The following is a 14,017-nucleotide window of genomic DNA, read 5'->3' as shown; positions in this document are numbered from 1 at the left end:
AGCCCGTCACACGTTATTTCAACGCTTTGCACTTGGCATACATTTCTATATTGTACGCTTTGGCATATTCATACCTTTCGAGGCGCTGTTGCTTGTCTTGCTCAGACTTAAGCACATCTCCTGAACCGGATAAATACTTTACGCCACATTTTGCCTTCAACATCGAAAATGCCAATTTTTCCAAGCCTGGGAAAACGGGTCTTCTACCCGTAGTCGCAAAGAGCCTATAATCTTTATCCCTCAATGCTGATGCAACGGCTTGGGATACCTTAGTGGTGTTATCTCTCACAGGGTCAGATGAGTCCGTTTGGCGCTGAGCATAATCATTTACACACCCAACCGCTAAACAACAAAACAAAGCAATGCCTATAAAACCTTTCAAACGACTCTCCTTGTGTACACTCTTAACAGACTCAATATCAACATCATCCACATCAAATATGTCATTACACCAGATGAACCACTGTCATTACTTGCAGGCACTGACACAGTAATCGATACCTGTGCACTAGACTCCGAGCCACTTGCATCTCTTACCACATAAGTGAGTTGCTCACTGCCGGAAAAGTTTGCAGCAGGGGTGTAAGCCAGTTGGTTATTAGACACAATCACACTGCCAGTTCCCTGATAGCTCACCGTTCCAATAACCAAGCTATCGCCATCAATATCGGTATCATTTGCCAACACATCCAGCAAATTTGATTGGCTATTGGTGTTAACATTAAACGAATCATTTTGGCCAACCGGGGCATCATTCACCGCAGTCACAGTAATAGATGCGTTATATGAATCACTCGATAGTGAACCTCTGATAGCCGTAACAGGCACTGTTAGTGTGCCATTGAAATTTGCCGAAGGCGTCACTGTCAATCCATTAGCAGTATAGTTATCACCACTAGCAACCGTGAGCGACTCTGCATTAAACCCACCTTGATACTTAAAGTTAGAAATTGTCAAAGTGATACTGTCATCTTCTGCGACGACTAAGGCTTCTTGCTCAGTAATATTAGGTGCTATAGGCTCAGTGCTGCCCTGAATTTGCAAGTTACCGGCATTGACTGCAAAAAAGACATTGTTACTACACATAATTTTCAACTTACCATTTGCCGAACTGGCTAAGTTAGCGAGAGTCACATCATGCTGTCCATCATTGGGAACATCATCTGCGATTAATGTAGGGAAAGACTCTCCCCCATCTAGTGACAATAAAATATCGACAGATAAACAAGAAATTGGGGCGTTTTCAGTATCTGCGGTTTGCCAGCGAACAGTATGCGTTCCTAAGGTCCAAAGCGTCCCACTGGTAGGCTCTGTAACAGCAAATCCCTGTTGATTGCCCAAGATGGTGATCGTCACAGAGTCGTCCGCGATATTGCCATTGCCATCTCTCACTAGTAATTTAAATATCAAGTCTCTGCTCGTCGTCGGTAATGCTTCTCCATAACTGACTTGACCAGACATCACGTCTGACATCTGGGGAAACGTGCGTGTGCTATCCGATGATGGGTTAAATACTCTGAATAAGGGGCCAGAGCCACTATCCGTCGCATCTTCTTGAGGGCTGTTAGTCGCACTACCCAAATCGCTTTGCTGCCAACTATAGGTCAATGTATCCCCATCAGCATCCGTTGCACTACCAGTCAACTTGAATGGTGTTCTAGCAGGAATGGTGAAATTATTTCCAGCGTTTACAACTGGCGCTTGATTGGTCTTTGCTGTTCTCACTCCGCAAGTGCTGCCGTCAGCCTGCCTCGTGAATGCAGCCATTTGCTCTAATGAATGAACATGAAAATAGGGATCAGAATTGGCTTGAAGGTTCTGTGTTTCACAAATGCCTGTATACCCCATAATCGTTGAGCCACTGCCTGGTTCAAATGCTGCCGTTTCGACCCGGTTTCCGTCACATGCCCCTGCTAGCCCATTAAACGTATGATCAGCGCCGAGTTGATGGCCAATTTCGTGTGCAACATAATCGATAGAAAAGGCATCATTCACGGGCTGAGGGTTGCCCGTTATTCCCTCTGCTTTAGCGGTAGTACACGCCACGCCGAATCCAGCAAGCCCACCAGCCCCTGTACCAACAAGATGCCCGATATCATAACCTGAGCTACCGATCACAGGGTCAATCGCATCCGTAATTCTGTCAATGTCTGAGTCATCATTGGAAAATGGATCTGACGAAGCGTCTAAAAAGATTAAGTCATCATTATTGGCCACTAATTCGAATGTAGTAGACAAATCTCTCATATAAACTTGGTTAACTCGATTAACAAGCGTCACCAGAGCAGCCATAACACTCTCTTTAGTGCCGCCATGAAACTCTGAGTATTCGCCTGTTGTGGCTATAGCAAGGCGATACTTGACGTCATTTGTGAGTGGCGTACTAAAACTTGGAAAGTCATTGTTTCGAGCTTGATGGTCAACCAATTTATGCTTAATAGGTTGACGTAAGATGTAATCAGATTTAGCGTATGAGTCAGCAATAGCATGCTTGTAATACACTCGGTATAGTGCTTTTTTTTCTTCTGAAGAGGCAATTATCGGCTCAACAAACACTCGCTGTCCGTGTAAATCATACACCCCATAAAAACCATTCGGTGAGATATCAAATGTGCCTGAGATGGATGGGTCGCTCTCATGCTTGCCAATATACGTTTTAATTTGTGGATATTTATCCGCTAAAGATTTTGGCATGACCGAGTAAGGAGTTAGTTGAAACATCATTAACTCACCACTCGGTGTTGGCAGTAGCAAGCGTAGCTCGCCATCTCCAGCAAATACCTCTGCCATTCTTTTGGTATCTAAATATGCTTTTTTAAGCCCTTCTTGGGATTCTTCCAGCGCTTTATGTTGAAAGTCAGACCATAGATTTATTTCACTTTTCACACTAAATGAAAGCAATATTACTGAGCAAAAAGCCAAAAGATATTTCACCATAAGTCTTTCCAAGTTCTATATGTTATTAACTAAAGCATAGCCTTTGATATATTGATTGCGTGATCATCAGGCAATTTTTTATCCATTGTTTGTCACTAACACATCGAACAAACACACCTATATGTAAGAGATTGCCCATACGAATTGTAGGCGATAAGTGCCAGTGAGTGTAATTACGCTCAATTACTCATCAGACCTCTTGAAAGGATGCTCTAAAGGCTCTAGAGTGACACGTATAAATTTGCAAAAGGAAAGGCAATGATATTTTTAGTTCGCTTTATCACTTGTATAGCGATGACAACGCTATCGTTTATTTATTTAATTGAGATGGATTTTGTAAAAACCATTTTATTGGCTTTGCTCGCCATTATATCAAACCCCGGTGTAAAACGACCGCCACTAGAGTACGATAATGGTAAGCGTTTGTTTGACAAATATTTGGTAGATAAACCAAAAAAGCAGCGCAATACGCTTAAACCTTGGTGAATTGATTTATATTTTGTGGAAAATCGAGGGCTCAAGGACCGACATAACGACTATTATGCTCTGCAAGTGCCCTCCTGACCCTATCGATAAGCTCTTTATCAGTATTCAAGTTAAATGCCATACATGCGCGTCTGTCTGAGTTATTACGCACCTCTATAACAGGTACAACCACATCATAATCAACGCCTATTGATTTTAACGTGGCATGCATGGTGTATTCAGTCGTCAAAAGAAAGTCTATCCTCCCCGCCAATAGCTTTCTTTGCGAAGCGCTTGGATCCGCTGTAATATCGAGATTGACACCAGCTTCAAACCCTTGCTTTGTCAAGAACTCATGCACAACACTCCCTCGTACAATAGATATCACATATTTCTTCGCATCCTCAAGGGTAGCAACCTTTATATCTTCTCTACTTTTTAACCGAAAGAGATACTGCCTCACAGGCCGCATCAATGGGCATGCCCATTCAAATAAGGCCTCACGGTCCCCACTTCGATAAATCGAGTAAATCATGGTATTGGCTTGCGTTTGCGTGAGCTTCATAGAGCGAGCCCAAGGATAAAGCTTAATGTCATACTCTATACCTGCAAGATCAAGAACCGCTCGAACTTTTTCGGTAGCCCTACCAACAATTTCCCCTTGTTCATTGGCATAATTGTACGGAACCCACTCTTCAGTTACGACATTCAGTTTGGGCACATCTGCAATAGCTTTGCTACTGCTAACGCATAACAGCACTAACAATAGTGCCAACTTATTTACCACACCACCCCTCCAACTCTGTTTGTCAGATTAAATGATAATACTTATGGTGCATGATTGTTATTGAATCTTGTTTAAAGGATAGACGTTAAGAAGTAATGAGAAAAATAAAATAAGCAAATACTTGCTGAGCTCTGCGATTCCCAGAGCTCTGAAAAAATGGAAGGCTATCTAAAAAAAACAACTTTGCTGATCTTACCATTTTCAATTTGATAACTTGTTACAAACTCTGAACGCTTATCAACAACGCCATCTTTCTGCGTACAAATTTCAGATGTTTCATGATCAATTACAATGTTACCATTTGTTATTCTTTTGATTGAAGTTGATTTCATGCAATGCATTTTTTCAAACATCAAACCATAGCGCTTAATGAGTTGCTTTTTCCCTTTAAACATAAGCGTTTGAGGATACATATAGAATTCCACATCTTCAGCATATAAGGCCAAAAACTGACGTATACTCTGTTTGTTATATGCCAAAATTAGTTTGTCAATAACCGCTTCAGCCGCTTTTTCTTGTTCAGTTTTTTGCAGATTATATTCGCGTGCCTTGTCTTCAAATGCTGGGTTCGCTATAACACCTAACGAACTAACGCAAAGTAGCAACAGAAAAATAAACCTCATACTTCCCCCTTTTTGGTACGGGCAAGTGAAAGTATATCAAGTTTAGCTTCGGTAATACAGCGTAGGTTCAGTTTACCAATATTGCTCAACTGTAATATGTCCTGGTTCTGACCTTCTGTGCTTCTGAAAGCCCAGCTTTTGCAGTAGCAACGTTGTGTCTTTGACCATGTTAGGGTTGCCACACAACATAAAATGACTATCTTTTGGCAGCGAGCTTAATTGGCAGAAATCCAATAGTTGACCATTTTTTATTATATCCGTCACCCGACCACTTAATCCGATTTCTGGCGCTTCTCGACTCACTAAAGGAACATACTTAAATTGGTCAAATAACTTTTCTGTCGCGCGAATTTGATCTTGATAACATAGATCAGAATTCAATCTTACTCCATGCACTAACACGACATGGTTGAAATGCTTCCAAAGCTTACCGTCACTTATAATAGATAAGTAAGGGCCAATTGCGGTCCCTGTAGATAGCATCCACAAAGTGTCAGCTTTAGGAACTTCCTCTAAAGTGAAGTAACCGGAAGGCTTGCTGTATACCCACACATCATCCCCTTCTTTTAGCTGCGCAAGCGGCTGTGAAAGCGCACCATCTTGCACTTCAATTACATAAAACTCTAATAAGGGATCTGATGGCGAGTTGACGAATGAATAGGCTCGAGCAATGCGTTTCCCATCAACATCCAATGCTAACTTAGTAAATTGCCCTGCGGTAAACTTTTGTATATCTGCCGCAATTTTTAAACTAAACAAGCTTGGCGTCCACCAATTTACTTCGACGACTTTTCCCATTACCCAATTTGTCATGGCTGCACCACAATAAATGCATATACTAAAACAATGGCATAGAATAAAAACTTGTCAAAGATCTTGGCACCATGGTTTAGCCAAACCTGAATGCAAAGCCATATTCATCAAACTCTTTTTATGCATTTCTGGCATCAAGAATTCAGCATTTAAAGATTGAAGTAACTTTCTGACAGGTTCGGTGTAACCCTCTTTAAGTAAACGCACAACATGCGTTTTCGTATATTCTAAGGTTTTGTCAGCAACGACATTGGACTTAACACTATCATGCATCAAGTCTAACCACTGTAAGTATAACTGATCGCTCTTTGGCAAATATGCCTCATATGCAGAGGTTAACTTTTTCCTATACTTTTCATAAACCTCAGCACGTCTTGCGATTAAGGCGGCACCTAAAAGGTTAACGGTAACCCTCGCTGCATTGCGATGATGTAGATCTTTTAGATAGTGCTGTCGTGCTGCGATAAAGTAGCTGATAGCCTCTTTGGGCTTGTCTAAGACAATCGCTGTATTGCCTGTGACAACCAGCAAACCTGCTTTTCTTCTGCCACTGAGAATCGCTTCGTCAATGCTTTGGAGTATCTGAAAACTGATCGCTGGTTGCTTATTCATACGATAAGCAATGGAAAGATTAACTTTTGAAGTCATTTTTTCGACATTATTTCGAGCGTGCTTCAGTGCGCATTTGTATGTGATCACAGCATCATCAAACTGGCCATTAAACCGATAAGACACCCCAATGACATTGACAATGGTAAAACGAAAGTGCCTGCTGTATGGTACCAACCTCGGATCGGATAGCAACTTCGCAATATCTTCAACTAACTTAATATCACCAACACTACTGGCAGCAGCTAAAACGCTACTGTAAATAGATACCGTTTGTTCAGAGTTTTGCTCAAGCAGTTTTTTTTGGTTTTCCTTGAAGTAATTTAGAGCTTGATCTGGATAGTTTAAAGCTAGATATTTGATTCGCTCAGACTCTGACGAAAAAGTTAGATCGTGTTTCTCAGTAGCATACGTACTACCATTATTAAATAGAAGCAGTCCAATCAGGTAAATTAAATACTTCATCAAAATTGTCAAATCGCTTTATTGAGTTAACCATAGTACATCAATGCATTTATAGAAACAGTACCAACAACGCAAAAAATTTAAAATGGCATCAATTAATTTAAGCGACACCAATGCCGCTCAAGCCTTGCTCGCAATCTGGTTTTCGTACTTTTAGTTTGAACCTCTAACGGAATAAGATGTCTCGCACCTAAGGCTTCTAAAATCATCTCGACTGGCGCTTTATAACCGCCAGCAACCAACTTCGTCGCTAAATTGAGTGTATTGCTCCCGACTTCAGGTGAGATCGTTTTATTCATCAAACTCACAGATATCATATCTAACCACTGAAGATAAGCAGACTCATTATCAGTCAGATGATTCTTAGCGTTTACATCCAGTAATTCTCGAAGCTGTTTGAACATTGCAAATTGCCCATCCGCCAAGACTGCCCCGAGTAAATTCACTGTGACTCTAGCCGCATTCCGGTGATGGTTCGCATTGATATAGTACTTTCTGGCCCGTGTGTAATACTTAACTGCAGCACCCACTTTACGTAATACCATGGCGGTATTGCCCTTAACAACCAGTACGCCGGCAATTCTTTGACCACTCAAAATTGATTCATCAATACTCTGTAATATCTGATAGCTCAAAGCTGGTTGACCCGCCATGCGATACGCTATTGCAAGATTTACCTTGGCTATCATTTTTTCCAGCTTATTGTCTGTCAGCGCTAGTGCACACTTATATGCAGCAATAGCTTCAATGTATTGTAAATTTGTGCCGTATGACATACCTAATACATTCACTATTGCAAAAAGGTAGGGTTCGCGAAATGGGTCAAGCCGGCGATGATCCAACAAACTGACGATTTCTTCGACAAAGAGGTGTCATGTATGCTACTCGCTGCAACCAGTACGTGATTGTAAAAAGCTACAGTCTGCGCATTATTTTCTTTCAGTAGTCTTGCTGAGTTTTGTCTATAAAGCTCAATGGCCTTTGCTGGGTAGTTTAAGGAGAGATATTTAATACGCTCAAGCTCTGTCGCAAAGGCTCTGCCATGTTTCTCAGTGGCATAAACACCACCGTAACTGAATAAAAGCAATCCAAACAGATAAATTAAATACTTCATCAAAGCCGGCAACTCAGTTTTTAATTGATAATAGTACATCAATGTGGTTCTACAAACAGCGGTAAGTAGCCAAGTATGCATTTGAAGTTAGTTAACCCTCATCACACCAACCGTGTGCTAGTTTATCGTTTATTTTTGCTACTCCATTTGTTGTATGTGGCTCAAGGGACACTACATGCTGCGCTTTTAGCTTTTCTAGCAGGCGTTCAACGGGCGCTTGAAACCCAGCTTCGATAAACACAGTAAAGTTGTGTAATGTATACGACACTGTCAATTCAGATATTTGATTGTTTTGGATACTCAGATAAACGAGGTCTAACCATTTTAAGTAGATAAGTTCGTGCTCTGTTAAATAAGACCTCGATTGTGGGTTAAGTGTTTTCCGGCTTGCATTGAATAAGTCGAACTGTTCATCTAAAAGTGCAGCGCCCAGTAGGTGAACAATGACTCTCATCGCATTTCTACGATGGCCTCCCTTTAAGTACTGAGTACGAGCTGATTTATAAGCGCGCATCGCCAAGTCAAACTTACCTAAAACCATTGCTGTATTTCCTTTCTCTGCAAGTACTCCGGCAGCTCTCCTACTATCGAGAATTGCCTCATCCACGGTTTGTAAAATTTGGTAACTCACGGCTGGTTGATTATTCATTCTGTAAGTGATCGCCAAATTCACCTTAGATATCATTTTCTCCAGATTACTATTGGTATGATTTAAGGCACACTTATGAGTTTTTATAGCTTGTACATACTGCATATTCTTGCCGTAAGATACACCTATCACATTAATCACGGTAAAAAGATAAGGCTGCCTGTAAGGAGTAAGCCTGTCGTCAGCTATCAATCCAATTATCTCTTCAATAAGGTCTATATCTTGTACATTACTAGCGGCAATAAGTGCACTGGCATAAACCGACATCGTTTCTTCATCACTTCGTAACAAATACTTAGTCGAATTCTGTTTATAAAGCTCAATGGCCTTTACTGGGTAGTTTAAGGAGAGATATTTGATTTTTTGCGAGTCAGACTCGCTTTTAATATTTACAGAATCAATCGCCACTACTTTATGTATCATCAAACACAAAACAGTAGCGATTAATACGCTGATGTATTTCATTTTGTTTATCAGAGTTATGCTGCTAAACAAAAATATAGTACATCACTCACTGTTTAGATATGGGCTTGGCTTATCACCAGCGATCATCGATACGCGCATAAGCGATTGTGCAACCACTCGTCCCTTCTTTAACTCGCAATTGAACTCGCTCTTTCGAGGAATATGCAAGCAATAAAAGTGAATATAGCTCTTGCCTATTTGAACTACTGGTTGCTATCGAGAAATAGTTTCCTTCAACAGGACTGCAGTTCGCTAGCTTCTCATTTCCTGGAGTGCCTACATATATTTGGCCACCTTCATTGACAAATAATGTCTCTATGGTGTCTGTACACCCAATACTACTGCATGTATTGGCTTGAGAAGAAAAGGCCGCAGCGCCCATTAACGCAGCTATAACCAACTTTATCATTAATTACTCCACTAACTGGTCATTAAAAAAGGAAATTTAACCATATCAGTAGCTTAAGAAGTGTTGTAGATAAAAAAAAGCCGCACTAGGTGCGGCTTTTTGGGTGTGATTCGCTTTGTTTTAGGCGTGTCTCCAAAACTCTGCGATTACGTTACCAAGGAACTGTTCAAGTAGCGCACAGCGGTGCGCTACTTTAAATTAAATTGACTCTAGAGCAATCTTAACCATTTCGTTGAACGTGCTTTGACGCTCTTCTGGTGGCGTTGCTTCACCGGTAATAACATGGTCGCTTACTGTGAATAGCGCCATTGCTTTTGCGCCGTATTCTGCTGCAACACCATAAAGACCTGCGGTTTCCATATCAACAGCCAAAACACCCAACTTATCTAGTTCAGGATAAAAGCTGCTGTCAGCCTGATAGAAAGTATCAGTCGTATAAACGTTACCTACTTTCGCCTCAATGCCTAGACGACGTGCCGCGTTAACACCATTCTCAAGTAGACCGAAGTCAGCGATAGCAGCAAAATCAAAGCCACGTACACGCGCACGGTTCACATTCGAATCTGTGCTTGCACCCTGTGCAAAGATCACATCACGGATTTTTGTATCTTGATTAATACCGCCACAAGTACCGATACGAATTAAGTTTTTAACACCAAAGCTAACAATAAGCTCTCGTGCGTAAATTGACATCGATGGAATACCCATACCTGAGCCCATGATGCTCACTGGCTTACCATTATACGTACCAGTAAATCCAAACATGTTGCGAACGTCAGTTACTTGGCGAGCATCTTCTAAGAAGTTCTCAGCAATATACTTTGCACGTAGTGGATCACCTGGCATTAATACTGTTTCAGCAAAATCACCTGGGTTTGCATTAATATGCGGAGTACTCATAACATGTTTCCTTTAACTTAAGCTGTAACCAACTTGTCGGCAAAGCCGTCACCATATTCTAATTCTTCTAGGTTAAACCACTGGGCAAGTGTTTGACCTATATCTGCGAAGCTGTTTCTTTCACCTAATGGAGTATTGTTCATTCCATTTCGGTATGCCAATACAGGCACGTATTCTCTTGTGTGGTCGGTACCAGGTGCTGTAGGGTCACAGCCGTGATCCGCCGTAATGATTAATACATCGTCATCTTTTAGCTTGCCTAAAATTGTAGGTAAATAGGCATCGAACTCAGCCAAAGCTTCTGCATAACCAACCGCGTTACGGCGATGGCCGAATTTTTCGTCAAAATCCACTAAATTAGTAAAGATCAGGCTATTGTCAGGCGCTGAATCAATCACTTCACTGGTTTTATTCAATAAATTCAACAAACCAGGCGCTTTATGTTTTTGCGTGATCCCTTGGTGTGCATAAATGTCTGCAATTTTACCAATACTGATCACTTCACCACCACTATTAGCCAACTTGTCTAAAACCGTTGGTGCCGGTGGTAAAACAGAATAATCTCTACGATTACCTGTACGAATAAAGTCGGCACTCGAAGTGCCTATAAACGGCCGCGCAATCACTCGTCCTATGTTCATTTCATCAAGCAGTGCCCGTGCGATTTCACATACTTGATAAAGCTTTTCAAGGCCAAATGATTGCTCATGAGCGGCTATTTGAAATACGCTATCAACTGAGGTGTAACAAATAGGCATGCCAGTTTTGACGTGCTCTTCACCCAGTTGCTCTAGAATCACTGTGCCTGAGCCATAACAATTCCCTAAAATACCTGGAATATCTGCTCTTTTGCACAACTCATCTATAAATTCTTGTGGGAAACAAGGTTGTGTATTTGGAAAGTAACCCCAGTCAAATAAAACTGGCACACCTGCCATTTCCCAGTGTCCAGACGGCGTGTCTTTACCACTAGAAAGCTCTTTGGCATAACCCCATGCTGCTACTGGCTTAATACGCTCAGCAACTTCACATGTTTTCCCACCAGCGGCTTCACATGCATCTACTAAACCTAATTTCGTTAAATTAGGGATAGATAATGCTGAACCTTTTTCCTCTTTATATGCTTGCAAAAGATGAGCGAGCGTGTTGGCACCTACATCACCAAATTTTTCAGCATCTGGTGCTGCACCAACGCCAAGGCTATCTGCCATTAATATAATTGCTCTTGCCATATATCACCTCTCATCTTTTGTCTGGGCCATATTTTGTTTTTATAAAGCATCTTTGCTCCCAGAGGTCGTTACTTTATTGATAGCTAAATATATCGTACAGGACATTAGTCCGCTGTCACAAAACCATAATATATCTTCTGAGTACCTATTTTAAATAAATAAAAAATCTGGTTATACCAGCGGACATAAGTCCTGTTTTGTGTAGGGCAAAACATTTAAATTTGATCCTTAAGCGAGGCAAAAGAGATTAATCGTGTCTTTTTTGCTATTGTGATCTTCCAACGTTAACAATAGCTGGGTGTGAACTTTAGTGACACGAACAATTATAGCCATAGCTGGCGCTTCTGCGTCCGGTAAGTCTCTTTTTAGTCAAACAATATATAACGAACTAGTAAATGAACTTGAATCAGGCGCTATCGCCGTTATAGAAGAAGACGCTTACTATAAAGATCAATCGCATTTGCCATTTGAGCATAGAACTCAAACAAATTATGACCATCCGGATGCGTTTGAGCATGCGTTGATGAAAGAGCATCTTGAACAATTACGTCAAGGTAAATCTGTACAAGTCCCGACTTATGATTATGCTCAACACACGCGCAGTAGTGAGACACGCACAGTAAATCCGGCAAAAATATTAATTGTCGAAGGGATTTTACTGTTAAGCGACCCAGCATTAATAGAAGAATTTGATATAAAGGTATTTATTGATACCCCGCTTGATATTTGTTTATTACGTCGTATGCAGCGTGATATCGAGCACCGTGGCAGAAGTATTTCTTCTGTAGTGGAGCAGTATCAAGCAACGGTAAGACCGATGTTTTATCAATTTATCGAACCATCGAAGCACAATGCCGACTTGGTCGTGACCCGTGGCGGTATGAATCGCGTTGCGATTGATATTATTAAAAGTAAAATAAAATATTTGCTGCAAGAATAAAACGGGAACATTTTGGCATGACAACAATAATGAGCCTAGTGGGCATGATGATGCTACTGGGTATTGCTTTCGCGGCTTCAACGAACCGCAGCGCAATAAACAAACGAACTGTAGGTATCGCATTTTTAATGCAAGTCGTCATTGGCGGCTTTGTACTCTTTATAGAAGCTGGTAAAAACGCGTTGGCCGCGATGTCGTCAGCGGTTTCTTCAGTCATTGGCTATGCCAATGATGGAATAAGCTTCTTATTTGGCCCTTTGGCTGCGCAAGAATCAATTGGGTTTGTTTTTGCCATTCAGGTTTTGCCTGTAATTGTATTTTTCTCGGCGTTGGTAGGCGTTTTATACCACCTCGGGATTATGGAATGGATAATTAAAATTTTAGGTGGCGGATTACAAAAGCTGCTTAAAACATCACGACCAGAGTCACTTTCTGCTACCGCGAATATTTTCGTTGGACAAACAGAAGCGCCTCTTATTGTGAAACCGTTCATTCCTAAAATGACACAATCAGAATTATTTGCTGTTATGGTTGGTGGCCTTGCAACAGTCGCCGGCTCTGTCATGGCGGGCTATGTTGCCATTGGTGTCGATTTAAAATATTTGATCGCAGCAAGTTTTATGGCAGCTCCTGGTGGTTTCTTAATGGCCAAAATGATTGTGCCAGAGACAGAAAAAACCAAAGAAAACTTAGCTGAAGTAGACAGTGGCGAAGAAAAGCCAGTGAATGTTATTGATGCAGCGGCAGCTGGCGCTTCAAGCGGCATGCACTTAGCATTGAATGTTGGTGCCATGTTATTAGCATTCGTCGCACTCATCGCGCTAATGAACGGTTTACTTGGCGGAATTGGCAGCTGGTTTAATCACCCAGAGCTAACATTGCAAGAAATTTTAGGCTATGTCTTTGCACCAGTGGCGTGGATGATTGGTGTTCCTTGGGCAGAAGCTGTAACGGCAGGTAGTTTTATCGGCCAAAAATTAGTAGTTAACGAATTCGTAGCTTACTTGGACTTTATGAATTATCGCGATGGGTTATCTGAACATACCCAAGCAATTGTCACATTTGCGTTATGTGGATTTGCTAACCTATCGTCGATTGCAATTTTACTAGGCGGACTAGGTGGTATGGCCCCCAGTCGTAGAAAGGATATCGCACGCTTAGGGCTCAGGGCGGTTTTAGCAGGGTCAATGGCTAACCTAATGAGCGCAGCAATAGCAGGTTTTTTCCTCTCGCTAGCTTAGAAACTTAACGAGATATGCCGCTTTTGCAAAACAATTGGTTGGTTACCTTAAGGGGTTAGGGTAATCATACTAACTTGAACGATACTTCCCAAAGGGCCTTTATGGCCCTTTTATCGTTTCTACTAGCACATAAATATAGACACCACTTCATCTGGCTTTTCAATTAAAGTTACCTCTCTTACAAACAGCGTGAACACGAGTACTGTCTGCTCGCACTTTTAATTTACATTTAATACACATATAATTATAACTTAATAAACAATAGCGATACTACAAACCATATCCTGAAAACGAGGATAAAACGCCTAAAAAGGAAGCTTTGTACAAGGACGATTTTTTACTGCCTAATTAGTGTATTTAAGGAAGTT

The 14,017-nt window shown here is 41.3% G+C and carries 15 protein-coding genes; 3 read left to right on the top strand and 12 right to left on the bottom strand.

From position 1 onward, the window contains the following. Positions 1–13 precede the first annotated feature (13 nt). Positions 14–382, bottom strand: coding sequence for a hypothetical protein (locus S4054249_RS24795; protein ID WP_052960806.1), 369 nt, complete (start codon positions 380–382; stop codon positions 14–16). Beyond that, the gene (locus tag S4054249_RS24790; protein ID WP_052960807.1) at positions 379–2,937 is read right to left on the bottom strand and encodes a reprolysin-like metallopeptidase; all 2,559 of its coding nucleotides are present in this window, start codon (positions 2,935–2,937) and stop codon (positions 379–381) included. Before S4054249_RS24790 ends, S4054249_RS24795 begins: the two co-directional genes overlap by 4 nt. A gap of 258 nt (positions 2,938–3,195) precedes the next feature. On the opposite strand from S4054249_RS24790, the gene S4054249_RS24785 reads away from it, so the two are divergent. Continuing rightward, positions 3,196–3,423 carry a hypothetical protein gene (locus S4054249_RS24785; protein ID WP_046354067.1) on the top strand — a complete coding sequence of 76 codons (228 nt, stop codon included), beginning with the start codon at positions 3,196–3,198 and terminating at the stop codon, positions 3,421–3,423. Between the two features lie 31 nt (positions 3,424–3,454). Here S4054249_RS24785 and S4054249_RS24780 read toward each other — a convergent pair whose 3' ends face one another. The 10 genes from S4054249_RS24780 to S4054249_RS24735 all read right to left on the bottom strand — a co-directional run bounded on the left by S4054249_RS24780 (position 3,455) and on the right by S4054249_RS24735 (position 11,468). Further along, the gene (locus S4054249_RS24780; protein ID WP_046354068.1) at positions 3,455–4,189 is read right to left on the bottom strand and encodes a substrate-binding periplasmic protein; all 735 of its coding nucleotides are present in this window, start codon (positions 4,187–4,189) and stop codon (positions 3,455–3,457) included. Between the two features lie 164 nt (positions 4,190–4,353). After that, positions 4,354–4,812 carry a nuclear transport factor 2 family protein gene (locus tag S4054249_RS24775; protein ID WP_046354069.1) on the bottom strand — a complete coding sequence of 153 codons (459 nt, stop codon included), beginning with the start codon at positions 4,810–4,812 and terminating at the stop codon, positions 4,354–4,356. A gap of 72 nt (positions 4,813–4,884) precedes the next feature. Then, positions 4,885–5,625 (bottom strand): ferredoxin--NADP reductase, encoded by a 741-nt coding sequence (locus S4054249_RS24770; protein ID WP_046354070.1) that lies wholly within the window; start codon positions 5,623–5,625, stop codon positions 4,885–4,887. Between the two features lie 54 nt (positions 5,626–5,679). After that, positions 5,680–6,699, bottom strand: coding sequence for a hypothetical protein (locus S4054249_RS24765; RefSeq protein WP_046354071.1), 1,020 nt, complete (start codon positions 6,697–6,699; stop codon positions 5,680–5,682). A gap of 95 nt (positions 6,700–6,794) precedes the next feature. Further along, complete coding sequence (locus tag S4054249_RS24760; RefSeq protein ID WP_046354072.1) at positions 6,795–7,475, bottom strand: hypothetical protein; 681 nt, start codon at positions 7,473–7,475, stop codon at positions 6,795–6,797. A 14-nt stretch (positions 7,476–7,489) separates the two neighbouring features. Next, positions 7,490–7,813 carry a hypothetical protein gene (locus tag S4054249_RS24755; protein WP_145925120.1) on the bottom strand — a complete coding sequence of 108 codons (324 nt, stop codon included), beginning with the start codon at positions 7,811–7,813 and terminating at the stop codon, positions 7,490–7,492. A 91-nt stretch (positions 7,814–7,904) separates the two neighbouring features. Then, positions 7,905–8,927 carry a hypothetical protein gene (locus tag S4054249_RS24750; RefSeq protein ID WP_046354074.1) on the bottom strand — a complete coding sequence of 341 codons (1,023 nt, stop codon included), beginning with the start codon at positions 8,925–8,927 and terminating at the stop codon, positions 7,905–7,907. A 73-nt stretch (positions 8,928–9,000) separates the two neighbouring features. Further along, positions 9,001–9,336, bottom strand: coding sequence for a hypothetical protein (locus tag S4054249_RS24745; protein ID WP_046354075.1), 336 nt, complete (start codon positions 9,334–9,336; stop codon positions 9,001–9,003). Positions 9,337–9,534: 198 nt separating this feature from the next. Further along, positions 9,535–10,236: a purine-nucleoside phosphorylase gene (gene deoD / locus S4054249_RS24740; protein ID WP_039610704.1), complete on the bottom strand. Its 702-nt coding sequence runs from the start codon at positions 10,234–10,236 to the stop codon at positions 9,535–9,537. A 17-nt stretch (positions 10,237–10,253) separates the two neighbouring features. Beyond that, positions 10,254–11,468, bottom strand: a complete 1,215-nt coding sequence (locus S4054249_RS24735; RefSeq protein ID WP_046354076.1) for a phosphopentomutase — start codon at positions 11,466–11,468, stop codon at positions 10,254–10,256. A 310-nt stretch (positions 11,469–11,778) separates the two neighbouring features. On the opposite strand from S4054249_RS24735, the gene udk reads away from it, so the two are divergent. Next, positions 11,779–12,408: a uridine kinase gene (gene udk, locus S4054249_RS24730; RefSeq protein WP_039610702.1), complete on the top strand. Its 630-nt coding sequence runs from the start codon at positions 11,779–11,781 to the stop codon at positions 12,406–12,408. Positions 12,409–12,425: 17 nt separating this feature from the next. Then, positions 12,426–13,649 (top strand): NupC/NupG family nucleoside CNT transporter, encoded by a 1,224-nt coding sequence (locus tag S4054249_RS24725; protein ID WP_046354077.1) that lies wholly within the window; start codon positions 12,426–12,428, stop codon positions 13,647–13,649. Positions 13,650–14,017 lie beyond the last annotated feature (368 nt).

Source organism: Pseudoalteromonas luteoviolacea (genome assembly GCF_001750165.1).
Lineage (GTDB): Bacteria > Pseudomonadota > Gammaproteobacteria > Enterobacterales > Alteromonadaceae > Pseudoalteromonas > Pseudoalteromonas luteoviolacea_G.
Note: the sequence above shows the minus strand (reverse complement) of the source record. Positions and strands in the feature narration are given on the sequence as shown.